The organism is Ideonella lacteola, assembly GCF_038066555.1.
Taxonomy (GTDB): domain Bacteria; phylum Pseudomonadota; class Gammaproteobacteria; order Burkholderiales; family Burkholderiaceae_C; genus Ideonella; species Ideonella lacteola.
In genome coordinates, this window is the sequence record NZ_JBBUTG010000006.1 from 162,910 (window position 1) to 184,656 (window position 21,747).

Annotated in this window: 21 protein-coding genes and 2 tRNA genes; 7 read left to right on the top strand and 16 right to left on the bottom strand. The window is 67.3% G+C overall.

Translation table 11 applies throughout. From position 1 onward, the window contains the following. Positions 1–172: 172 nt before the first annotated feature. The 6 genes from AACH06_RS12710 to AACH06_RS12735 form a co-directional block, all read right to left on the bottom strand. Positions 173–799, bottom strand: a complete 627-nt coding sequence (locus AACH06_RS12710) for a 50S ribosomal protein L25/general stress protein Ctc (RefSeq protein WP_341426069.1) — start codon at positions 797–799, stop codon at positions 173–175. Between the two features lie 117 nt (positions 800–916). Further along, complete coding sequence (locus AACH06_RS12715; RefSeq protein WP_341426070.1) at positions 917–1,879, bottom strand: ribose-phosphate pyrophosphokinase; 963 nt, start codon at positions 1,877–1,879, stop codon at positions 917–919. Between the two features lie 97 nt (positions 1,880–1,976). Beyond that, positions 1,977–2,053: transfer RNA gene (locus AACH06_RS12720), tRNA-Gln, on the bottom strand. Positions 2,054–2,093: 40 nt separating this feature from the next. Next, positions 2,094–3,008 (bottom strand): 4-(cytidine 5'-diphospho)-2-C-methyl-D-erythritol kinase, encoded by a 915-nt coding sequence (gene ispE, locus AACH06_RS12725; RefSeq protein WP_341426072.1) that lies wholly within the window; start codon positions 3,006–3,008, stop codon positions 2,094–2,096. Between the two features lie 4 nt (positions 3,009–3,012). Continuing rightward, complete coding sequence (locus tag AACH06_RS12730) at positions 3,013–3,549, bottom strand: lipoprotein insertase outer membrane protein LolB (RefSeq protein ID WP_341426074.1); 537 nt, start codon at positions 3,547–3,549, stop codon at positions 3,013–3,015. Continuing rightward, positions 3,546–5,399: a tetratricopeptide repeat protein gene (locus tag AACH06_RS12735; protein WP_341426075.1), complete on the bottom strand. Its 1,854-nt coding sequence runs from the start codon at positions 5,397–5,399 to the stop codon at positions 3,546–3,548. The genes AACH06_RS12730 and AACH06_RS12735 overlap by 4 nt, the downstream gene beginning before the upstream one ends. A gap of 58 nt (positions 5,400–5,457) precedes the next feature. On the opposite strand from AACH06_RS12735, the gene mutM reads away from it, so the two are divergent. From mutM to mutY, 3 genes are all read left to right on the top strand, one after another. Continuing rightward, the gene (gene mutM, locus AACH06_RS12740; RefSeq protein WP_341426076.1) at positions 5,458–6,291 is read left to right on the top strand and encodes a bifunctional DNA-formamidopyrimidine glycosylase/DNA-(apurinic or apyrimidinic site) lyase; all 834 of its coding nucleotides are present in this window, start codon (positions 5,458–5,460) and stop codon (positions 6,289–6,291) included. Between the two features lie 116 nt (positions 6,292–6,407). Then, the gene (locus tag AACH06_RS12745) at positions 6,408–8,453 is read left to right on the top strand and encodes a dynamin family protein (protein WP_341426077.1); all 2,046 of its coding nucleotides are present in this window, start codon (positions 6,408–6,410) and stop codon (positions 8,451–8,453) included. Between the two features lie 2 nt (positions 8,454–8,455). Further along, positions 8,456–9,586 carry an A/G-specific adenine glycosylase gene (mutY, locus tag AACH06_RS12750; protein ID WP_341426078.1) on the top strand — a complete coding sequence of 377 codons (1,131 nt, stop codon included), beginning with the start codon at positions 8,456–8,458 and terminating at the stop codon, positions 9,584–9,586. Here the strand turns inward: mutY and AACH06_RS12755 are convergent. The 4 genes from AACH06_RS12755 to AACH06_RS12770 form a co-directional block, all read right to left on the bottom strand. Further along, on the bottom strand, positions 9,533–10,165 hold the full coding sequence (locus AACH06_RS12755) for an LON peptidase substrate-binding domain-containing protein (protein WP_341426079.1): 633 nt from the start codon (positions 10,163–10,165) through the stop codon (positions 9,533–9,535). The two genes, mutY and AACH06_RS12755, sit on opposite strands and share 54 nt — an antisense overlap. Next, positions 10,162–11,103 carry an RNase adapter RapZ gene (gene rapZ / locus AACH06_RS12760; protein ID WP_341426080.1) on the bottom strand — a complete coding sequence of 314 codons (942 nt, stop codon included), beginning with the start codon at positions 11,101–11,103 and terminating at the stop codon, positions 10,162–10,164. Before rapZ ends, AACH06_RS12755 begins: the two co-directional genes overlap by 4 nt. Next, positions 11,100–12,839 (bottom strand): DNA repair protein RecN, encoded by a 1,740-nt coding sequence (gene recN / locus AACH06_RS12765; RefSeq protein WP_341426081.1) that lies wholly within the window; start codon positions 12,837–12,839, stop codon positions 11,100–11,102. Before recN ends, rapZ begins: the two co-directional genes overlap by 4 nt. 88 nt (positions 12,840–12,927) lie before the next feature. After that, a complete protein-coding gene (locus AACH06_RS12770) occupies positions 12,928–13,800 on the bottom strand; it encodes an NAD kinase (protein WP_341426082.1) in 873 nt (290 codons plus the stop codon). 92 nt (positions 13,801–13,892) lie between these two features. On the opposite strand from AACH06_RS12770, the gene hrcA reads away from it, so the two are divergent. From hrcA to AACH06_RS12785, 3 genes are all read left to right on the top strand, one after another. Beyond that, the gene (hrcA, locus tag AACH06_RS12775) at positions 13,893–14,915 is read left to right on the top strand and encodes a heat-inducible transcriptional repressor HrcA (protein WP_341426083.1); all 1,023 of its coding nucleotides are present in this window, start codon (positions 13,893–13,895) and stop codon (positions 14,913–14,915) included. 38 nt (positions 14,916–14,953) lie between these two features. Then, positions 14,954–15,030: transfer RNA gene (locus AACH06_RS12780), tRNA-Ile, on the top strand. Positions 15,031–15,147: 117 nt separating this feature from the next. Continuing rightward, the gene (locus tag AACH06_RS12785) at positions 15,148–15,495 is read left to right on the top strand and encodes a cupin domain-containing protein (protein ID WP_341426084.1); all 348 of its coding nucleotides are present in this window, start codon (positions 15,148–15,150) and stop codon (positions 15,493–15,495) included. Positions 15,496–15,532: 37 nt separating this feature from the next. Here AACH06_RS12785 and AACH06_RS12790 read toward each other — a convergent pair whose 3' ends face one another. The 5 genes from AACH06_RS12790 to araD all read right to left on the bottom strand — a co-directional run bounded on the left by AACH06_RS12790 (position 15,533) and on the right by araD (position 19,822). After that, on the bottom strand, positions 15,533–15,814 hold the full coding sequence (locus AACH06_RS12790; RefSeq protein ID WP_341426085.1) for a hypothetical protein: 282 nt from the start codon (positions 15,812–15,814) through the stop codon (positions 15,533–15,535). Between the two features lie 107 nt (positions 15,815–15,921). Then, entirely contained in the window at positions 15,922–16,881 is a 960-nt protein-coding gene (locus AACH06_RS12795; protein WP_341426086.1) for a GDSL-type esterase/lipase family protein, read from the bottom strand. Then, complete coding sequence (locus tag AACH06_RS12800) at positions 16,878–17,027, bottom strand: lmo0937 family membrane protein (RefSeq protein WP_341426087.1); 150 nt, start codon at positions 17,025–17,027, stop codon at positions 16,878–16,880. The genes AACH06_RS12795 and AACH06_RS12800 overlap by 4 nt, the downstream gene beginning before the upstream one ends. Positions 17,028–17,161: 134 nt before the next feature. Continuing rightward, complete coding sequence (locus tag AACH06_RS12805) at positions 17,162–18,088, bottom strand: SMP-30/gluconolactonase/LRE family protein (RefSeq protein WP_341426088.1); 927 nt, start codon at positions 18,086–18,088, stop codon at positions 17,162–17,164. Positions 18,089–18,100: 12 nt separating this feature from the next. Continuing rightward, positions 18,101–19,822, bottom strand: a complete 1,722-nt coding sequence (gene araD / locus AACH06_RS12810; protein WP_341426089.1) for an L-arabinonate dehydratase — start codon at positions 19,820–19,822, stop codon at positions 18,101–18,103. A gap of 93 nt (positions 19,823–19,915) precedes the next feature. On the opposite strand from araD, the gene AACH06_RS12815 reads away from it, so the two are divergent. Then, positions 19,916–20,704 (top strand): SDR family NAD(P)-dependent oxidoreductase, encoded by a 789-nt coding sequence (locus AACH06_RS12815; protein WP_341426090.1) that lies wholly within the window; start codon positions 19,916–19,918, stop codon positions 20,702–20,704. 45 nt (positions 20,705–20,749) lie between these two features. On the opposite strand, the gene AACH06_RS12820 is transcribed toward AACH06_RS12815, so the two are convergent. Then, positions 20,750–21,721, bottom strand: a complete 972-nt coding sequence (locus AACH06_RS12820; RefSeq protein WP_341426091.1) for a LysR family transcriptional regulator — start codon at positions 21,719–21,721, stop codon at positions 20,750–20,752. Between the last annotated feature and the right edge of the window lie 26 nt (positions 21,722–21,747).

Consider the following 21,747-nt stretch of genomic DNA (forward strand, 5'->3'; position numbering starts at 1 on the left):
CGAGATGGGACCGAAATGCGATGCACGCTCACCCGGTAAATTGCTTGAAATCGCAACAGCCGTAAGTCATATGGGCCCATGAAAAAACCCCGCCGGAGCGGGGTTTTGTGGGGTGGGGCATCGGCACGCACGCGCCGCGCCACAGACCGCTGGGACGCGGCCCGGCCGGGCTTTACTTCTTGCCCTTGCCCTTTTTCTTGTCGTCGGCGGGAGCGGCCACCGGCGCCACGACTTCTTCTTCCGGCTTCGGCTCGGTGACGGCCACGACCACCGGGTTCAGGGTGCCGTGCTTGACAGCCTTGATGCCGGCCGGCAGCGACAGGTCCGACACGTGCAGGCTCTTGCCCTTGACCAGGCCGGAGAGATCGACGCTGATGAACTCAGGCAGTTGAACGGCCAGGCATTCGATTTCGATCTCGGTGGCCACGTGGCTCACCAGGCACTTGTCGGTCTTCACCGCGACCGAGTTTTCTTCGCCGGAGAAGTGCAGCGGCACCTTCTTGCGCAGCTTGGTCGTCTCGTCGACGCGCTGGAAGTCCACGTGCAGCACTTGCTGCTTCCAGGGGTGCATCTGGAAATCACGCAGCAGCACCTTCTGCTTCTTGCCGCCCAGTTCCATCTCGAGGATGGACGAGTGGAACGCTTCCTTCTTCAGGGCGAAGTAAAGCGCGTTGTGATCGAGTTCGATCATCGCGGGCTCGCCAGCACCGAAAACGATGCCGGGCACCTTGCCCGAGTTGCGCAGGCGGCGGCTCGCTCCGGTCCCCTGCTTGCTGCGCTCGAAAGCGACGAATTCCATGGCACTCTCCAATGAGTCGGGGCGTCCGCGACCAGATGCGCCCCTGGTGAAATGACAGCTTGCGCCGTCAACGAAAGAAGACCGCCGAGCCTGTCCGGCGCAGCGGTCTGCGAAAAATCAGAAGTTGTTGTTCTGCTCGGCGAACATCGAGGTCACCGATTCACCGTCTGAGATGCGGCGGATGGTTTCGGCGAACAGGAAGGCCACCGACAGCTGGCGGATCTTCGAGCACGCTTTGCCCGCGTCCGACAGCGGAATGGTGTTGGTGATGACGACTTCGTCGAGGTGCGAGCTCTTGATGCGCTCGATGGCCGGGCCCGAGAACACCGCGTGCGTGCAGTAGGCGTAGACGCTCTTGGCGCCACGGTCCTTCAGCACCTCGGCCGCCTTCACCAGTGTGCCGGCGGTGTCGATCATGTCGTCCATGATCACGCAGTTGCGGCCGTCGATGTCGCCGATGACGTGCATCACTTCGGAGACATTCGCCTTCGGGCGGCGCTTGTCGATGATCGCCAGGTCGCAGCCGAGCTGCTTGGCGAGGGCGCGGGCGCGCACGACGCCGCCGACGTCCGGGCTCACCACCACGAGATCGCGGTAGGCCTTGGCCTTCAGGTCGGTCAGCAACACCGGCGATGCGTAGATGTTGTCGACCGGGATGTCGAAGAAGCCCTGGATCTGGTCGGCGTGCAGGTCCATCGTCAGCACGCGCTCGACGCCGACGGTTTCCAGCAGATTGGCGACCACCTTGGCCGAGATCGGCACCCGCGTCGAGCGGGGGCGGCGGTCCTGGCGGGCGTAGCCGAAGTAGGGGATCACGGCGGTGATGCGGCGCGCGCTGGCGCGCTTCAGCGCATCGACCATGATCAGCAGCTCCATCAGGTTCTCGTTCGTCGGCGCGCAGGTGGACTGCACGACGAACACGTCGCGGGCGCGAACGTTCTGCTGGATCTCGACGGTGACTTCGCCGTCGGAGAAGCGACCCACCGTGGCCTTGCCGAGCTCAGTGCCCAGGTGGGTGGCGATTTCCTGGGCCAGCACCGGGTTGGCATTGCCGGTGAAGAGCACGGTGTTGAACAGCACGGGGGACTCCGGTGAGCAGGCGGCTGGGGAGAAGGACTGCGTGTGCGGTCTACAAAGACGAGGACGGCGTGTGTGTCACGCCGTCTCTGAAGAAATTTGGCAGGGGAGGAAGGACTCGAACCCTCGCATGTCGGAATCAAAATCCGATGCCTTGACCAACTTGGCGACTCCCCTACACAGGAAGCGGTCATGGAGACCACCCCCTTGAAACCTTTCAGCCCAGCCACCCGGCCAGCGGGTGAACATTGAGGCCCCGGCACATTCGACCGACCCAGCCTTCAGGCCAACCTTCCAGCTGGCCATCTTGCATGGTCGCCACAGGCCGCTCGCCTGCGCCGGCTCTTGCATACACCGCGCTGCCCGACCCGGTCATCCGGCTGTTGCCGAACCGAGCCTGAAGCCATCGACCTACTTCGGCGACCTCCGGGCACAAGGCTTCGGCGGCGCGCTGCAGATCGTTGTGGCCGGAAAAAGCGGCGAGTCGATCAACCCCTGCCTGCTCTTTCTGAACCAACGCTTCAGCGTGTGCAAGAAAGCCTGTGACTATAGCAGGCGTTGTGTCCCTTGTCAGCAGCGCGCTCGAAAAAATTCCTGCGGTCGGGATGGCGGTGCCTGGTTTGAGCACAGCGTAGTGCTGTTCGGCCAGGCTCACCGGCGTCAATTTCTCACCGATGCCTTCGACAAATGCGGTGTGGCCGCCGATGAAAAACGGGACGTCGGCACCGAGTGTCTCACCGAGTGCCAGCAGCTGGTGCCGTGACCAGCCTAATCCCCAGAGGCGGTTCAGGCCGATCAGCACCGTGGCGGCGTCTGAGCTGCCGCCGCCCAGGCCAGCGCCCCATGGGACCTGCTTGTCGATCGAGATGTCGACCCCGAAAGCGCACCCGCTGGCATCTCGCAATGCGCGTGCTGCCTTCAGGCACAAGTCATCCGCGGGAAGCGCCGCCCCCAGGTCGTGTCGCACGATGGCGCCGTCGCTTCGCCGCTCCAGGTGCAGCCGATCGGCCCAATCGATGAACGTGAACACCGATTGCAGCAGGTGGTAGCCATCGTGGCGCCGGCCCACGACGTGGAGGTACAGGTTCAGCTTGGCCGGCGCGGGCAGGTCGTAGAGCGCGTTCAGAGACATGGATTCAGGGTTGGCGATCGAGCTTGGCGCGTACGCTGACGCCCGGCGGGTCGACTCGGGTGGCTTCGACCAGGGCTTCGTCCGCCCAGCGCCCCAGGTCGACCGACCAGCCCAGTTGCACGAAGCCGGGCGTGGCGCTCGCCAGCGGCTGGTGCGGCGCACCGGCCCACGGCTGGCCCTGCATCCACCGGATGAGGGCGCCCAGCGGAACCGCCTCGCCCAGGGCTTCGCCGGTCATGGTCGGCACATCAGGAAACTCTCGGCTGCCTTGGCCGTCTTGCAGCGACGCACCGCGTTCGTCCCAGCGCGCCAGTGCCACCTGGGTGCCCAGCGGCCCCAGCAGCCGCATCTGGCCCCGCCGTTCATCGCCACTCAGCTCGAAGCTGCCGCTGTGGCTCTGAGCGGGTTGGGTCGCGCTGGCGGAGACCTTGACCAACAGGCGGCCGGACAGGGTCGGTGTGTCGGCAGCTGGCCGCGGCGCCGTGGCGCAGCCGACCAAGACCATCCCGGCGAGGGCGAGGAGGGCCCCGCGTCGGATCACAGCTTGACCTTCAGGCGGGTGAGCGTTTCCTGCAGCACATCGTTGTCGGCCTCGCGGGCTTGGCCTTCGCGCCAGATCTTCAGCGCCTCGTCTTTCTGGCCCATCACCCACAGCACTTCGCCCAGATGGGCGGCCACTTCCACGTGGGGGCGCGCCAGGTGCGACCGGCGCAAGAGCTTCAGCGCTTCGTCATGGTGGCCCAGGCGGAACTCGACCCATCCGAGGCTGTCGACGATGAACGGGTCGTGCGGCGCCAACGCCGAGGCCTTCTTCACCAGCGCCAACGCCTCATCCAGGCGGATGTTGCGATCAGCCAGCGAATACCCCAGCGCGTTGTGCGCATGGTGGTCGTCGGGCTTCAGCGCGATCACGCGGCGCAGCAGCGCTTCCATGTCGTCGTAGCGGTTCAGGCGGTCCGCCACCATCGCCAGCTCGTACATCAAGGTGGTGTCGTTGGGGTCCTGCCTCAGGCCGCCGAGCATCAGCTCATACGCTTCGGTCCAATGCCGCTGGTCGCGCAAGAGCTGCGCTTCGGCCAGCAGGCGGGCGCGCGCGTCCGGCTCGTCACGCGCCGCGCCTTCGCGCACCAAGGCCCGGGCTTGTGCGAGCTGGCCGGATTGGGCCAGCAGACTGGCGCGCCGGGTCAAGGTGGGCATGTCCACGCGTGCGGGCTCGATCTTGTCCAGCCACTGGCCCGCGGTGCGCAGGTCACCTCGTTGTTCGTAGGCCTGCGACATCAGCAGGTACGTCAGTTCGACCATGCCGCGGACGTCATGCTTGCCATCCGGGTCGTCGCCTTCGCCACCGTCGTTGGCGTCTGATTTGAGGTTGTTGGCCTGCTTGAGAAACTGCTCCAGCGATCGGATCGCCTCGGCGGGCTCTCGCAGGTCGACCATGTAGGCGCCCATGCTGAGCCAGGCGGCGGTCTGGTCCGGCTGTTTGGCCAGCACTTCCCGCAGCTGAACAGCGGCCTCACCGATGCGCTGCTGCTGGTCGAGCGAACGGGCATAGGCCAGTCGAATGGGGGTCAATGCATCTGGGCGGGCCAGGTAGCCCTGAACCAGCGCTTCCGCAGCGGGCTCCTTGGGCATCATCTCGAGTGCCAGCAACACCGGCCCCGGTGCCGAAGGGTCTTCAGCCATCCCGCGGCGTGCCTGTGACAGCGCGGTCTCCGGCATGTCGGCCGCCATGGCCAGCCGGCCCAGCGCCGTCCGAACGGCGGTGCGCGTGGCCTCGGCTTTCGCATAGGGGGCGAGCGCTTGCTCGGTGACTGTCAGCACCTTGCGTTTGTCGGCCATCGTGCTGAGGAACCGTGGCAGCGCGGCGATCGTCGCCGACCGCTCGTTCGCCGGTTCCCGCTCAATGAGGGTGCGGATGGGCTCGGACAACTCGCTGGTGCGGTCCAGTTGCACCAGCACCCGCAGCTGGATCAGCAGGGCGGTGGTCGACTCGGGCACGGTGGCTCGCCAGAGCTTGATGGCGGCCAGCGCCTTGTCCCCGGCGCGAGCCTGGGACGCGATCTCGATCGACCGTTGGAACAGGCCCTCGTCGCGGGTGCGGCGTGCCGTGGCCAGCATGCGCCCGAAGGCTTCGCCGAGGTCGCCGTTCTGGGCTTCCATTTCGGCGGCCAGCACGTCGAAAAACACCGAACCGTCCATGGCCGAGTTCGCGATGGGGCCTTCGGCTTCCTTCGAATCGGCAGAGGCGGGCGGCTCGTCGGCCCAGGCCGGCAGGCTCAGGCAGCTCGCCAGGGCTGCCGCGCACGCCAGCCTGATGGGGGTCGCGGCGCGGCGGCGGGTTGAAAGGCGGGTGGGTTGGCCCGTCAGGGCACGGGCAAGGCGAGGCAGCATCGAATCTCCGGCAGAGCAGGTCGATTCTAGGAGTGCGGCTCGCCCAGATAATTCCCCAATGCCGGAACTACCCGAGGTTGAAGTCACACGCCGCAGTGTGGGTGGCATCGAAGGGGCCCGCGTGCTCGCGTTGCACATGGGCAAGCCGCTGCGCTGGCCGTTGGGGATCGAGCCGGAGGCGCTGGTTGGCCTGCAGGTGGGCCCGGTTGGCCGGCGCGGCAAGTACCTTTGGTTGCCGCTCTTGCACCAGACCCCAGGGCATGACGGCGGCGGCCTCTTGTGGCACCTGGGCATGTCCGGCTCATTGGCGTTTTCGGCACACCTGGGCCCGCGAGGTGGTCACGATCATGCTGAACTTGTGACTGATCGTGGCCAGCTGCGCCTCACCGACCCGCGCCGTTTCGGGGCGGTGGTCTGGTCGCCCGGCCTCGGTGAGCTGCCGGCGTCGAAGCTGCTTGCGAGCCTCGGCCCTGAGCCTTTCGATCCGACGTGGACGCCTGAGGCGCTGCATGCGGCGCTGCAGGGCCGGCGCATGGCCATCAAGCAGGCGCTGCTCTCGGGCGACCTCGTTGTGGGCGCCGGAAACATCTACGCCAGCGACGCGCTGTGGCAAGCGGGCATCGACCCGCGCACGCCGTGCGCGCGCATCGGCCCGGCGCGAGCCGCGCGCCTGCATGCGGCAGTGCGGCAGGTGCTGGCCGAGGCGATCGATGCCGGCGGCTCGACCCTGCGTGATTTCCGCAACGCACACGGGGAAGTCGGCCAGTACCAGGGCCAGGCGCGGGTCTATGGGCGCGCGGGGGAAGCCTGCTCCCGCTGCGGTGTCACGATTCGTCGCATTGTCCAAGGGCAGCGTGCGACATATTTCTGCCCCGGCTGTCAGCATCGCTGAACTCCGCGCCGAAGCGGTCGAAGGGCTTTGCTAGGATTCCCGTCCGCCGTGCGCCGCCGCTCAGGCTGCGACGGCACATTCACTTACATGTACCGCCCGACCTGAACGCGACCACCATGCACCTGACCAACGCGGCCGAGCGCCAGCTCGCGATGCAGCCTTTCCTGGTGCCCGGGCTCGACGCGCTCGCGGACTGGCGGATGGCCCTCGAACGCGATCTCGCCACCCTCGAGGGCTTTCTCGATGGCAGCGATCTGCTCGATCCCGTTGCTGCCGGCGCTTCGCAGGCCTTGCGTCAACGGCTGGCCAGCGACAAGCTGGTCATCGCCTTCGTGGCGGAATTCTCTCGCGGCAAGAGCGAGCTGATCAACGCGATCTTCTTTGCCGACGCAGGCCGCCGCGTGTTGCCCGCCACGCCGGGCCGGACGACGATGTGTCCGGTCGAGCTGTCGTGGGATGCGCATGAGTTGCCCACGCTCGATCTGCTGCCGATCAGCACGCGTCGCGAAGCAGCGTCGTTGGCCGACTGGCGTCTGCAGCGTGAGCGTTGGAAGCGGCTGTCGCTGGATCCGAGTGACATGCCGGGCCTGGCGCGCGCACTCAACGAAGTCACGGCGACGCAGCACGTGACGATCGACGAAGCCCGCGCTCTGGGACTGTGGTCGGACACGAATGCCTCCGACAACCCCCCGGTCCAGGCCGATGGACGGGTCGAAGTGCCGGCTTGGCGCCACGCGATCATCAACTATCCTCATCCGCTGCTGCAGCGCGGGCTGGTCGTCGTCGACACCCCGGGGTTGAACGCGATCGGTGCCGAGCCTGAGTTGACGCTCGGCCTGCTGCCCAGCGCCCATGCCGCTTTGTTCGTGCTGGGTGCCGACACCGGCGTGACCCGTTCCGATCTGGACATCTGGAACGACCACCTCGGCGGTCAAGGCATGGCCAGCTTCGTGGTGCTGAACAAGGTCGATACCCTGGCCGACCCGTTGGCCACGCCGGCCGAACGCGAACGGGCCATCGAACGCCAATGTGTCGAAACGGCCAGCACGCTGGGCATCGGCCGCGAGCGTGTGTTCCCGGTGTCGGCACGTCAGGCTCTGGCGGCACGGCTCGCGGGCGACGAAGCCGGCCTGCAGGAAAGCCGCCTGCCGGCGCTCGAGGCCGCTTTGAACGCCGATCTGCTGCCGCAGCGCCAACTGGTGCTGGCCAAGGCGGTGATCAGCGGCGTGCAATCGCTGATCGAGCACGCGACGCGCCGGCTGCGTGACCAGCGCCGCTCGAATGCCGAGCAGATGCTCGAACTGCGCAGCCTGCGCGGCAAGAGCGGGGGCCGCGTGGCCCAGATGCTGGCCCGCGTGCAAGCCGATTCGGCCGAGTTCGAACGCTGCGCGGCCCGCCTGGCCGCACTGCGCTCGGTGCACCTGCGCATGCTGCGCGACGCCTTGCATGCGCTGTCTTCCGATCGCCTGCGTGAGGCAGTGGCCAGCCTGCAGGCCACACTCGGCTCGAGCTGGTTCAACCTGCGGGCGCGCGCGGCCTTTCAGGCACTGTGTGACGGCTTGATCGCGCAGGTCGACAAGGCTGCCCATCAGTGCGCCGAGATCAACCAGATGCTGCAGGCATCGTTCAACCAGCTCAACACCGAGTTCGGTTTTTCGCTGGCCTTGACGCCTCCCCCGGATCTGGGCAACTTCCGTGAAGAGCTGCAGCTCATCGAACGGGGCTACAGCCGCTACTTCAGCGTCACACGCGCGATTCGCATGAATGGCTCGGCGTTCTCCGAGCAGTTCCAGCGCATGCTGATGTCCAAGTTGCGGGTGGTGTTCGACAACGCCTGCTCCGAGGTCGAGACCTGGAACCAGATGGCCTCGCAGCAGATCGACGGCCAGTTCCGCGATCGCCGCAAGAGCCTGAAGCGCCGTCGCGAGGCGCTGGAGCGCATCCAGCAGGCCACCGGTGAGCTGGAGCAACGCCTGTCCGAGGTCGAAACGCAAGACGCCAAGCTGATGGAGCTGATCGAGCGGGCCTATGCGCAGGCCACCGAGCTGCGTCAGCGCGCCGAGCGTGGCCCGGATGCGCCTTCCGCCTCGCCCGACGCGGTGGACACGGAATCCGGCGGCGCGGCGGTGTTGCTGCAAGGCGACGGTCTGGCGCTGCCCTGACCATGGTGGCTGAGTACACCGGCCTCGCGGCCGGTGGCCCGTCGCTGGCCGAGCGGGTTGTCGCTTGGCAGCGCCAGCACGGCCGACACGCGCTGCCCTGGCAGCAGACACGCGACCCATACCGCGTCTGGCTGTCCGAGATCATGCTGCAGCAGACCCAGGTCAGCACCGTTCTCGGCTACTACGAGCGATTCCTCGAACGATTCCCCGACGTGGCGGCGTTGGCCGCCGCACCGATCGACGACGTGCTGGCCTTGTGGGCCGGATTGGGCTACTACAGCCGCGCGCGCAACTTGCACCGCTGTGCACAGGCGGTGGTCGCCGATCACGGCGGCGCGTTTCCGCACAACGCGCAGACGCTGGCCACCTTGCCGGGTATCGGCCGCTCGACGGCGGCGGCGATCGCTGCCTTCTGTTTCGATGAACGCGTGGCCATTCTGGATGGCAACGTGAAGCGGGTGTTGACGCGGGCGCTGGGCTTTGGCGATGACCTCGCGGTGGCTCGCCACGAGAAGCAGCTGTGGGCCCTGGCTGAAGGCTTGCTGCCCGACAGCGAGGGCATGGTGGCCTACACCCAAGGTTTGATGGACCTGGGTGCCACGCTGTGCTCGCAACGGTCACCGCGCTGCAACGCCTGTCCGCTGGGTGGCGAGTGCGTGGCAAAGCAGCAGGGCAGGCCGGAAGACTATCCGGTGAAGACCCGCAAGCTCAAGCGCAGTCGGCGCCAGCTCGTTTTGCTGTGGCTGGCGCGCGGCGACTTCATCTGGCTGGTGCGCCGGCCGACGACGGGCATCTGGGCTGGCCTGTGGTCGCTGCCTGAATTTGATTCGGTCGAGGCACTGGAAGATGCGGTGGCGGGATGGCCCGGTTCGACCCAGGCCTTGCCCACCTTCACCCATGTGCTGACCCACCTGGATCTGTCGCTCGAACCCGTGCGCCATCAACTGGCCGATGGTGCCAATGCCAATGCCAACGCCGATGCCGAGCTGGGCTCGCGCTGGCCCGAAGGGCAATGGGTGGCTTACCGCGACCTGGCGCGCCATGGCTTGCCCGCGCCGATCGCTAAGCTGCTGGGGCGCTCAGATGAGCTGTTTGCCGCGCAGGAATTCGTCGACCAGGGCGAGCCGCTGTAGCGGATCGGGCAACGCCATCAGTTGCTGGCGCGCGGCCATCGGCACGGGCAGCAGCTCGCACCAGCGGTTGGCCACCCAACCCGCATCGTCGAAGTGGTGTTCATCAGGCAGGTCGGCGTCCGGGCGCTGGGAGATTGCCGCGTAGGCGCGCTGCAGGGCTTGCACCGCATCATCGAAGCGTTCTCCCGGGGCCTGGGCTTCATCGTTCGGCAACAGCACCAGCCCTTGGGCGCTCCACAGCCCGTCGCTGCCCTCGTGCACCGACGCCCACTGGAAGCGCTGGCCGCCGGTGCACCGTACTTTCAGCACCCCGGCGCCGATCGCATCCACCTCCACCAGTTGGGCCAGCACGCCGGTGGATTCGAAGCGCGTGGCGGCCCCGGCCTGTCGCACCTCGCTGCCTTGCAGCAGGCACACCACCCCAAAAGGCTGCCGTTCGCGCAAGCAGCTGGAGATCAGATCGAGGTACCGCGCTTCGAAGACCTTCAGGGTCACTCGGCCACCCGGAAACAGCACCGTGCGCAGCGGGAACAGCGGCAAAGGCTTGGTGCTGTCCACGGTGAGGGCGGCGGTCGTCATGCGCGGCCATCCAGTTCGCGGTGACGGCGCAAGGTGGCCACGCGGCCTGAGAACCGCTTGGCGAGTTGTTCGACGAAATATACCGAGCGGTGCTGCCCACCAGTGCAGCCGATGCACACCGTCAGGTAGCTCCGTTGATCGTCTTCGAACGATGGCAGCCAGCGCCGCAAGAAGCTCTCGATCTGGGTGATCATCTCGCCCACCTCGGGCTGCTCCTGCAGGTAGGCGGCCACCGGCTCGTCACGGCCGGTGAGCGGCCGCAGCTCGCGGATGTAGAAGGGGTTGGGCAGCACCCGCACATCGAACACCATGTCCGCGTCGAGCGGAACACCGTACTTGAAGGCGAACGATTCGAAGACCAGGGTCAGGCGGCTGTCGGTCGCATTGACGAGCTCGCGCAGCCACAGCCGCAATTGCGCGGGCCGCAGCTGCGAGGTGTCGAGCACGGTCGAGCGGTCGTGCAGGTCGGCGAGCAGCGTTCGTTCGAGCTCGATGGCCTCGACCAGCGCGCGATGCGAATCGCCATCGTCGAGCGGGCTGCTCAAGGGGTGTGGCCGCCGCGTTTCCGAGAAGCGCTTGACCAGCGCGCCGGTGGTGGCATTGAGGAAGACGCTGCGCACGTCGACCCCCTCGGCGCGCAACTGATCGATCAGCGGCAACAGGTGGGGCAGCGAGCCGGCGGTGCGCACGTCAACAGCGATCGCCATCTTGCGCACGCCGTGGCTGCTCTCCACACGGATGAAGTCGCGCAGCAATTCGGGCGGCAGGTTGTCGACGCAGAAGTAGCCGGCGTCTTCCAGCGCGTGCAACGCCACCGATTTGCCCGAGCCTGAGATGCCGGTGACGACCACCACTTCGCGGCCTGCCACGCCGGTGTCGGTGAGCGGCTGCGTGGCGTCGGCCGGTGTGCCGGGCAAGGGCGGGGCGGGATCGTTCATGTCGAAGGCTTCGCGCGGGCCGCACGCGGCGTTTCATGCACGGCGCGCTGGATCAGCTCTTGCGCATGCGCCAGGCTCGTGCCGGACTGCCGATCGCCGCCCAGCATGCGGGCGACCTCGGCGACGCGCGCTTCCCCGTGCACCGGGGCGATCTGGCTGAGCGTCTGGCCCTTCTCGGTCGCCTTGGCGACCACGAAATGGCAGTCTGCGCAGGCAGCCACCTGGGGCAGATGTGTCACCGCCAGCACCTGCGCGCTTCGGCCGAGTTGTTTCATCAGCCGGCCGACCGAATCGGCGACCGTGCCGCCCACGCCCGAGTCGATCTCGTCGAAGATCAAGGTGGCCGGGCTCGATGCGGCGGCTGCGGCGCGCCGGTTGCCCGCTTGGCTGCTGGCCTGCCGCTGTTGTGCCGTCGTCACCGCGATGGCCAGCGCCAGGCGAGACAACTCGCCGCCCGACGCCACCTTGCCCAGGGTGCGCGGCGCGCTGCCGGCATGGCCCGCGACCAGGAACTCCACCGTTTCCAGGCCATAGGACTGCGGCTCATTGGCGGGCGTGAGCTCGACCTCGAAGCGCCCGCCAGCCATGCCGAGTTGCTGCATCGCCTCGGTCACCCGCTGCGCCAGCGGTTTGGCGGTTTTGTGCCGAGCGCTGCTGACTGACTTGGCCTCCTTCTGCCAGGCCGCGCGCGCCTCAGCGACACGTTGTTCCAGCCCGTCGAGGTCGGCCGCGTCATCCAGCGCCTTCAAATGGGTACGCCATTCGGCCAGCAGCGCGGCCAGCTCTTCCGGCGGGCGGCGGTAGCGGCGTGCCAGGCTCATCCAGGCCGACATGCGCTGGTCCACCTCGGCCAGCCGTGCCGGATCCAGCTCTGTGCGCGACAGGTAGGCGTTCAGCGTGTGCGCGGCATCCTCGAGTTGAGCTTGCGCGCCGTGCAGCACCTCGACCACCGGCGCCAAGCGCGTGTCGAACTCGGCCACGTCTTCCAGCGCGGCCAGCGCCCGCGCGACCAGGCGCGACGCGTTGTCGTCATCGTCGCCCGAGACGGAGCGCACGGCTTGGCTGGCGCCGTCGAGCAACGCCTGTGCGTGGGCCAGCCGCTGATGCTCGGCATTCAGCTCGGGCCATTCTTCATCGCCGGGCGAGAGCTTTTCCAGCTCGCCGATCTGCCACTGCAGGCGCTCGCGCTCGCTGGCCAGCTCGCCCTGCCGGGTGCGGGCCGATTCCAGCGCCAAGCTGGCCGCACGCCAATGGTCGTAGGCCTCGGCCATCGGCCGGATGTCGACGCCCGCCTGCTCATCGAGCAGCGCGCGAACCGAGGCGGGTCGTGTCAGGCCCTGCCAGGCGTGCTGGCCGTGGATGTCGATCAGGTGATCTGCCACCTCGCGAAGTTGCGCCACGGTGGCGGCACTGCCGTTGATGAAGCCGCGGCTGCCGCCCTTGGCATCGACGATGCGGCGAAGCAGCAAGGTGCTGTCGCCAGCGTCGAAGCCGGCTTCTTCCAGCCAGCCCGACAGCGACGGGGGCAGGTCAAAGGCTGCCGTGATTTCAGCGCGCGAAGCGCCCTCACGCACCACATGGGCTTCGGCGCGGGCACCCAGCGCCAGTTGCAGGGCGTCGATCAGGATCGACTTGCCCGCGCCGGTTTCGCCGGTCAACACCGAGAAGCCAGAGTCGAACTCGACGTCCAGCGCGCTGACGATGACAAAGTCCTTGAGAGTGAGGCTCTTGAGCATGGAAAACGCGAAAGTCAGAGGCCGCCGCGGCCTGGCGCGGCAAGGCGCGCGGGCAAGTGCCCGGCGCAGCACGACCCCAAGCTTGCCATCAAACGCCCTCGTACCAGCGCAGCTTGCGCCGCAATGTGGCGTAGTAGCTCCAACCGCGCGGGTGCAGGAAGCGCACCGTCTGCGCCGAGCGGCGCACCCGCACCTGGTCGCCGTGCAGCAGGCTGGCCAGCCGATGCATGTCGAAATTGGCGCTCGAATCGCGCCCGGCCACGATGGTGACCATCACGTCTTGCCCGTCGGGCAGCACGATGGGCCGGTTCGACAGGGTGTGCGACGCGATCGGCACCATCACCCAGCCGGCGATGGCGGGGTGCAGGATCGGCCCGCCGGCTGACAGCGCATAGGCGGTCGAACCAGTGGGCGAAGAGATGATCAGGCCATCGGCGCGGATGTTGGCGACGAATTCGTCGCCCACGTCGATGCGCAGCTCGACCATGCTGGCGGTGTTGCCCCGGCTGACGACCACGTCGTTGAGCGACAGGCCCTCGAAGATGATCTCGCCGTCGCGGCGCACATCGCCCTCGATCATCGCGCGGCGCTCTTCTTCGAAGTCGCCCTGCATCATCGGGCCGAGCGCCTCGGCCCAGTCGGAGGCGCGGATGTCGGTGATGAAGCCCAGGCGGCCCTGGTTGATGCCCACCAGCGGCAGATTGTGGGGTGCCAGCTCGCGGGCGATGCCCAGCATCGTGCCGTCGCCGCCCACCACCACGGCGATGTCGCAGCGCTGGCCCAGTTCGGCCGAGGTGTAGGCACCGTGATCGCTCCAGCCGGTGTTCAGTGCGGTTTCTCGCTCGACCGACACATCCAGCCCTTGCCCGATCAGGAACTCGGCAATGCTTTGCAGCATGGGCCGGATGCCTTGGGCCTGGTACTTGCCTATCAACGCAGCGTGGCGAAAGCGATGGGGCATGGCCCTGCAATGGTTCAAAAGGGTGCGAGGAATTACACCACAGGGGCTTTCACGCAAAGGATGGCCTTCGGGTGTGTCCTTACAATGAATTCATGCTCGACGAGCGTGCCAAATCCCTCTTGAAGACCCTGGTCGAACGCTACATCGCGGACGGACAGCCGGTCGGCTCGCGCACGCTGTCGAAGGCGTCGGGGCTGGAACTGTCCCCCGCGACCATCCGCAATGTGATGGCCGACCTGGAAGAACTGGGTCTGATCGTCAGCCCCCACACCTCGGCAGGCCGCATCCCCACACCGCGGGGCTATCGCTTGTTCGTCGACACGATGCTGACGACCCGGCCGATGGATTTGAGCCAGGCGCCGCCTGAGCTGGCTGCGGCCCGCGAACAACTGCACCCCGATCAGCCCCAACGCGTGATTGCGCAGGCGGCCCAGCTGCTGTCCAGCCTGTCGAGCTTTGTCGGCGTGGTCACCGCGCCCAAGAAGCAGAGCGTGTTCCGGCACATCGAATTTCTTCGCCTGGGTGAGAAGCGGGTGCTGGTGATCCTGGTCGCACCGGACGGCGACGTGCAGAACCGCGTCATCTTCACCGCGCACGATCCGTCGCAATCCGAGTTGGTCGAGGCGAGCAACTACCTCAATGCACACTACGCCGGCCTGACGATCGAAGAGGTTCGTGAAAGGTTGAAGGGCGAGATCGACGCGCTGCGTGGCGAAATCGCCGGTCTGATGCAGGCGGCCGTCCAGGTGGGCACGGAAGCCACCGAGAGCCAGGAACAGGTCATCGTCAGCGGAGAGCGCAACCTGCTGGGTGTGCAAGACTTTGGCGACCTGGGCTCGCTGCGCAAGCTGTTCGACCTGTTCGAGCAAAAAACGCAGTTGATGCGTCTGCTGGACACCTCCAGCCGCGCCGAAGGCGTGCGCATCTTCATCGGCGGTGAAAGCCGTGTCGTGCCCTACGAAGAGTTGTCCGTCGTGTCGGCCCCATACGAGGTAGATGGCCAAGTGGTAGGCACGCTCGGCGTCATCGGCCCGACGCGCATGGCCTACGACCGCATGATCCAGATCGTGGACATCACCTCCCGCCTGGTCGGCCACGCACTTTCGCAGCGCTGAGGGCTGGCCTCGCCAACCGCCTAGAATCGCCACCCTTCGGGCCGTTAGCTCAGTTGGTTAGAGCAGAGGACTCATAATCCTTTGGTCGCTGGTTCGAGCCCAGCACGGCCTACCAGATCTCCACGCGGGCCTCGCCGTCGCCTCACGGGTGGTTGTCCGCGTGATCGGCTACCGGGCTTGCCGATTGCCGTCAATGGCATCAGGCGCCCCATCCGATGAGGAGGACGAAGCGATGGCACTGCCCCATGCTCAATTGCTGGACGTGATCGGGGTCCGCCCGCTGGGGGCGGCCTTGGTGGATGCGTTCAGCACCAGCTTGATCAAGACAGAGCGGTTGCAACTGCTGCACTTGGTGTTGCCGGCGCGGCAGGACATGCCGGAGCACCATGTCGACGACGAGTGCTGCCTCCATTGCCTGGAGGGAGCGGTCGATGTGGTGATGCCCGGTGGCACCCGGCACCTGCAAGCCGGCGACTTGGTGGTGCTGCCGGCGAAGCAGCGGCATGCGTTGAGTGCCCGCCTCGATTCGGCACTGCTCGTCACGCTGATGCCGCGTCACGGCGACGCCACTGCGAACTGAGGCAGACCTGCCTCGGTGGCACAGGCCACCCAGGCGGTCAGCGGAACGACTCGGGGTCGAGCGTGCAGCGGGCGCCCACGAGCGTGGCGGCATCGCGGCCGTCGTTCGTTTGCGGCCATTCGCCGCGCGCTTCGAAAATCGCTGAACCTCGGGAGACGCACAGCTCCCGCGGGCTGGACAGGTCGACCTCGATGCCCTTGGGCGCCGGCCGCAACACGTAAGCCGCGAGCGCGGTGGCTTCAATCACCGCGAGCCCCGCGACGATCCACACCCACTTGCGCGAGGTGGGGCGTGACTTGTCGATGAAGAGCGTGCGCATGGACGGAAAACCATAGGGGGTACTGCAGGAGGGCCGGATTCTGCGGAGTGGGACACAGCCCGTAACTCCCTCGATCGGGGGAGGGGCCCTGGTATGGCTGCCTTGTTCTAGGGGAGTAGGCCGCCCGGGGCGGGCCCAGGGCTGGCGCGTGCCGGGGCCTGCTCCAACGTGGTGCCCGCCCTCCCGCGCAACGGGGCATTCGGCCAGCGTTCGATGGGGGGTGGGTGCTCCGCATGGCTCAGCGCCCGTTGCCGGCGGGCCGTCGCCGGGGGCATCGCCATCTGGCGGCTGAGCCACTGGTAGCAATAGCGGTAGCCGTGGCTGTTGGGATGAAAACCGTCACCCGCGAAGTATTGAGCCCGCTCTCGCACCAAGGCGAGGCGGTGTTCGCCATCATGAAAGCCGACGAACTCGGTGCCATGCTCCCGGGCGATTTGCGCAAACATGGCGCAGGCCTGTCGGGTGCGGCGGGAGATCCACCAACTGAAGGGCGGCCGGAACAATGGGGCCAGTCCCACGTCGCCCGGGCCGAGCCAGATCACGCGGCGCGCCACCCGGTGCAGCATCGGCAACAGTGTTTCGGCCGCCCGACGCATCGCGGCGAGATTCGGGCTGTGCAGGATGTCGTTGCCGCCCACATGCAGCAGCAGCACATCGAAACGGCTGGCGGCGTCAGGTGCCGACGGCAACTGTCGCAACTGCGCTGGCACGTCAGCCAATGTCGAGCCGGACACACTGAGGTTCACCACCTCAGCGCCCCGGTAGTCCGCGGCCAGCAGACCGGCGATCGACTGGGTGCCACAGTCGGCTCCGATGCCCACGCCCGTGCTGTCTCCCATCACCAGAACGCGGCGCTGAGCGCGCAGGGCCCGGTACTGGTACGGGCGTCGCAGACGCGTTGCCTCAGCGTCGCGGCGGGCGCGTTTGACGCGAAGGACCTGGTCGGTGCTCACCGCCGCGAGCGCCGCCAAGCCGCACCATGCGGCCAGTTGCAGGGCCACGCTCCACAGCGGCCGCTGGGGTGCGGGTGTGGTGCCGACACCCGGCCGATCGGCACCGCGGCTCACGGCACGCGCCGTCCCGTGACCAACTGGTAGATCAATACGATGATGGCGCCGACCAACAGCAGGTGGATCAGCCCGCCCGCGGTGAACGCGGTCAGTGAACCCACGATCCACAACGCCAGCAATATGGCAGCGATGGTGTACAGCATGGTGGCCCTCCGGCATTGACAACGATGTTGCCAAGGTAGCCGGTGCGGCCGGCCGGGGCCGTCAGCGGGCGGCGCTGATGCGTGTAGGACGCCGCCCCACCGCCACCTGCCGGTGCGCGAGGCGGGGTCGAACGTCAGCCGGCGAAGCGGTGGGCCGGGCGCCCGCGAGCCGTCGTTTCAACGGCGAACAGGCCGCCCGCCAAGGGTTGGCGGCGAAGCTGATCGTCGCTCAGGTCGAAGCGGGCGCTGGTGATGAACAGGGTGCGCAGATCGGGCCCACCGAAGGCGACGTTGGTGATGTGGTCGGTGGGCAGGGGCACCCTCAGCAGCTCGTCGGCCGTGATGGGGTCATGGCAAGTGACGCAGGCGGCGCCCCAGTGCGCGATCCACAGGCGGCCATCGGCGTCGGTGGTCATGCCGTCGGGGTAGCCGTCACCAGGGGCGAATCGCAGCCAGGGCCGCTGGCCGCTCAGCGTGCCGGTCTCGGGATCGACGTCGAACGCGTGGATCTGCTGGTTCGCCGTGTCGTTGAAGTACATCGTCTTCTGGTCGAGCGACCAGGTGGGGCCGTTCGTCACCGGGAACCGGGCATCGAAGGCGCGCGTGGCGCGGCCCGAAGCGTCGAAGCAGTAGAGCGCTCCGGTGGGCGCCTGGCAGGCGAAGTCCATCGTGCCGGCCCAGAATCGGCCAGCGACGTCGCACTTGCCGTCGTTGAAGCGGTTGCCTTCGCGCTCGGGCTCGGGCTCATGCAGGCGTTGCAGTGCGCCGGTGGCGGGGTCGAACAGCGCGAGCCCCCGGCGCAGCGTGACCGCCAGCCCGGCGCCCGTCGCCCGCTCCGCCACGGCGCTGATGGTTTCTTCGAACTGCCAGCTGTCGCGGGCATCGGTGAGGCCATCGGCAGCGCCCTTTCCCAGCTGCAGGCGATACAGCCGGTGCTCCAGGATGTCCACCCAGTACAGCGCCTGCTCGCGTTCCGACCAGCAGGTGCCCTCGCCCAGGGTGGCGCCGGCGGCCCACACGCAACGCGGTTCAGACAACAGGGCAGGGGCGGGCAGGCTCATGGCGGTCGGGGTTCAGTGGGAGTCGCGGGGCACCGGGGCACCGCTGCTGCCGACGAGGAAATCCAGGTCGGCGCCGAGGTGCGCTTGTTGCACGTGCTCGACATACAGCTTGTACCAGCCTCGCTGAGGCGGACCCGGCGGCGCCCATTGTGCGCGTCGCTGGGCCAGCTCCTCGTCACTCACTTCCAGGTGCAGGCGGCGCCCGGGCACGTCCAACTCGATCATGTCGCCATCACGCACGAGCGCCAGCGGGCCACCGGCTGCCGCCTCGGGCGAGGTGTGCAGCACCACCGTGCCGTAGGCGGTGCCACTCATGCGCGCGTCCGAGATGCGCACCATGTCAGTGATGCCTTTGCGCAGCACCTTGGGCGGCAGCGGCATGTTCCCCACTTCGGCCATGCCGGGGTAGCCACGCGGTCCGCAGTTCTTGAGCACCATCACGCAGTGCTCGTCGATGTCGAGCGACTCGTCGTCGATGCGGGCGTGGAAGTCTTCGATGTTGTCGAACACCACCGCGCGCCCTCGGTGCTTCAGCAGATGAGGCGAGGCGGCCGAGGGTTTGATCACGGCGCCGTCCGGGGCCAGGTTGCCGCGCAGCACCGCAATGCCGGCGGCGGGCTTGAACGGCTGGTCGTAGGTGCGGATGACCTGCTCGTTCCAGCAGCGGGCGCCTTCAATGTTCTGGCCGATGGTGCGGCCATTGACCGTCATCGCATCGCGGTGCAGCAGATGCTGGATGCGGTTCATCACCACGGGCACGCCGCCGGCATAGAAGAAGTCTTCCATCAGGTGCCGGCCCGAGGGCTGCAGGTCAACCAGGCAGGGCACTTCGGCGCCCAGGCGGTCCCAATCCTGCAGGTTCAGCTCGATGCCGATCCGGCCGGCCACAGCCAGCAGGTGGATCACCGCATTGGTCGAGCCGCCGATGGCGGCATTGGTGCGGATGGCGTTCTCGAAGGCTTGCCGCGTGAGGATCTTGGACATGCGCAGGTCTTCGCGCACCATCTCCACGATGCGCCGGCCGCTCATTTGCGCGAGCCGGTGCCGCCGGGCGTCCACCGCCGGGATGGCCGCGTTCTCAGGCAGCGCCATGCCCAGCGCCTCGACCATCGAGGCCATCGTGGAGGCGGTGCCCATCGTCATGCAGCTGCCTTTGGAGCGGTGCATGCAGCTTTCTGCCGCGGTGAAATCGGCCTGCGACATTTCGCCGGCGCGCACCGCCTCGCTCATCTGCCACACGCCCGTGCCCGAGCCGATGTCCTGGCCGCGGAACTTGCCATTGAGCATCGGCCCGCCCGAGATGCCGATCGTCGGCAAATCGCAGCTCGATGCACCCATCAGCAGCGCCGGCGTGGTCTTGTCACAGCCCATCAACAGCACCACCCCATCGATGGGGTTGCCGCGGATGGACTCTTCCACATCCATGCTCGCCAGGTTGCGAAACAACATCGCCGTCGGGCGCAGCTGCGTCTCGCCGAGGGACATCACCGGGAACTCCAGTGGGAAGCCGCCCGCTTCGTAGACGCCGCGCTTGACGAATTCCGCGAGTTCGCGGAAGTGCCCGTTGCAAGGCGTGAGCTCGCTCCAGGTGTTGCAGATGCCGATGATCGGCCGCCCGTCGAACATGTCCTCAGGGTAGCCCTGGCCTTTCATCCAACTGCGGTGGACGAAGCCGTCTCGGTCGGTTCGGCCGAACCAAGCCTGGCTTCGAAGGGCCGGCTTTTTGGTCGCCATGCGTGTCTCCTTGCTCTTGACGCGGCGGATGCTATCCCCGCACACTGATGCAAGAAAAATAGAAAAATCGCTCTCTTATATCTTCAAATCGATATGTCAAACCCATCACATCTCAGCCCGGGCCTGGCCCGATACCCCAGCCTGCAGGGTCGAAGCGTCTTCATCACCGGGGGTGGCAGCGGCATCGGCGCCGCCATGGTCCAGGCCTTTGCGGCGCAAGGCGCGCGCGTCGCCTTCGTCGATGTCGCCGAGGCGCCGAGCCGGGCGCTGGCCGAGGCGGTCGGCGCCAGCGGCCATCCCGCGCCGTGGTGGCGCCGCTGCGACGTGCGGGACATCGACGCGCTGCAGGCCGCCATCCGTGATGCCGCGGCTGAGTTGGGCGACTTTGTCGTGCTCGTCAACAACGTCGCGAGTGACGACCGGCACAGCCTGGAATCCGTCACCACCGCCTACTGGGACGACCGCATGGCGATCAACGAGCGGCCCGCCTTTTTCGCCATCCAGGCGGTGGTGCCGGGCATGCAGCGCGCGGGGGGCGGGTCGATCATCAACCTGGGCTCGACCGGCTGGCAGACGAAGGCCAGCGAGTACCCCTGCTACGCGATCGCGAAGTCCTCGGTCAACGGGCTCACCCGCGGTCTGGCCGCCAGCCTGGGCAAGCACCGCATTCGCGTCAACACGGTCTCACCGGGGTGGGTGATGACCGAGCGGCAGCAGAAGCTCTGGCTCGATGCCGAAGGCGAGGCCGCCATCGGGCGCAACCAGTGCCTGCCCGACAAATTGCAGCCGGAAGACATTGCGGCGATGGTGCTGTTCCTCGCTTCCGACGAAGCGCGCGCCTGCACCGCGCAAGAGTTCGTCGTGGACGCGGGCTGGCGCTGATCCGCCACTGCCTACACCCGGCGCGCGCATCGCGGCAGCGAAGGCTCAGGCGAGATCGGCCATGTCGAGTGCGGTGCCGTAGATGGCCAGCGCGGCGTTCTTCACCGCCCGCAGCATCACCTTGGCCGCCGGTGAGAGCAGCTTGTCGCTGCGGGTGATGAGGCCGAAAGCGTCCATCTTGCAGGGCAGCTGGATGGGCAGCATCGCCACCATGCCGTGCTCGGCGTAGTAGCGCGCCACATCGCTCGCCACCACGCCGATCAGGTCGCTTTGCTGCAGCATCTTGGTCATGAACAGGAGGGCGCTCGTCTCGACCAGGTTGGCCGGCGTGTCCAGCCCTTCTTCCTGGAACATCAGCTCGAAGCGGTGCCGCAGCACGCTGCCGGCGGCGGGCACGATCCAGCCGCCCGAAGCCAGGTCTTTCAGGGCCAGCTTGGGTGAGGCGAGCAGGGGGTGTCCGGGCCGGCTGATGGCGGAAACGGGCTCCTCGACCAAGGCCTCGTAGCGCAACGCGCTCTTGTCGTGCCGCTCGAAGAGGCGGCCGATCACCATGTCCAGCTTGCCCTGGGCCAGGCGCTCCATCAGCACGTCGCTGGTCTCGATCTGCAATGACACCCGCAGGCTGGGATGCTCTTCCTTCACCTGCGATACCGCTGCGGGCAGCAGCGTCAAACCCGGCGCCGTGATCGCCCCGACGCTCACCTGGCCGAAGTGCCCGGCCTTGAGCGACTCGATCTCCTCATAAGCCTCGGACAAACTGGCCAGCGCCATGCGGGCATGGCGAATCATCGCCTCGCCGTACCAGGTGGGCCGCATGCCCCGAGGCAGCCGCTCGAACAGCTGCACGCCGAGGGTCTCCTCCAGGTCCTTCAGCAGCTTGGACGCGGCAGGCTGCGTCATGCTCAGCACCTGCGAAGCGCGGTTGATGTTGCCCTCGTCCTGGAGAGTCACCAGCAGCAGCAGTTGGCGCGTCTTGAGGCGGGCGCGGATCGACCAATGGGTGGGTGGGGTAGACATATCCAAAATCGTATATGGATTGCGGC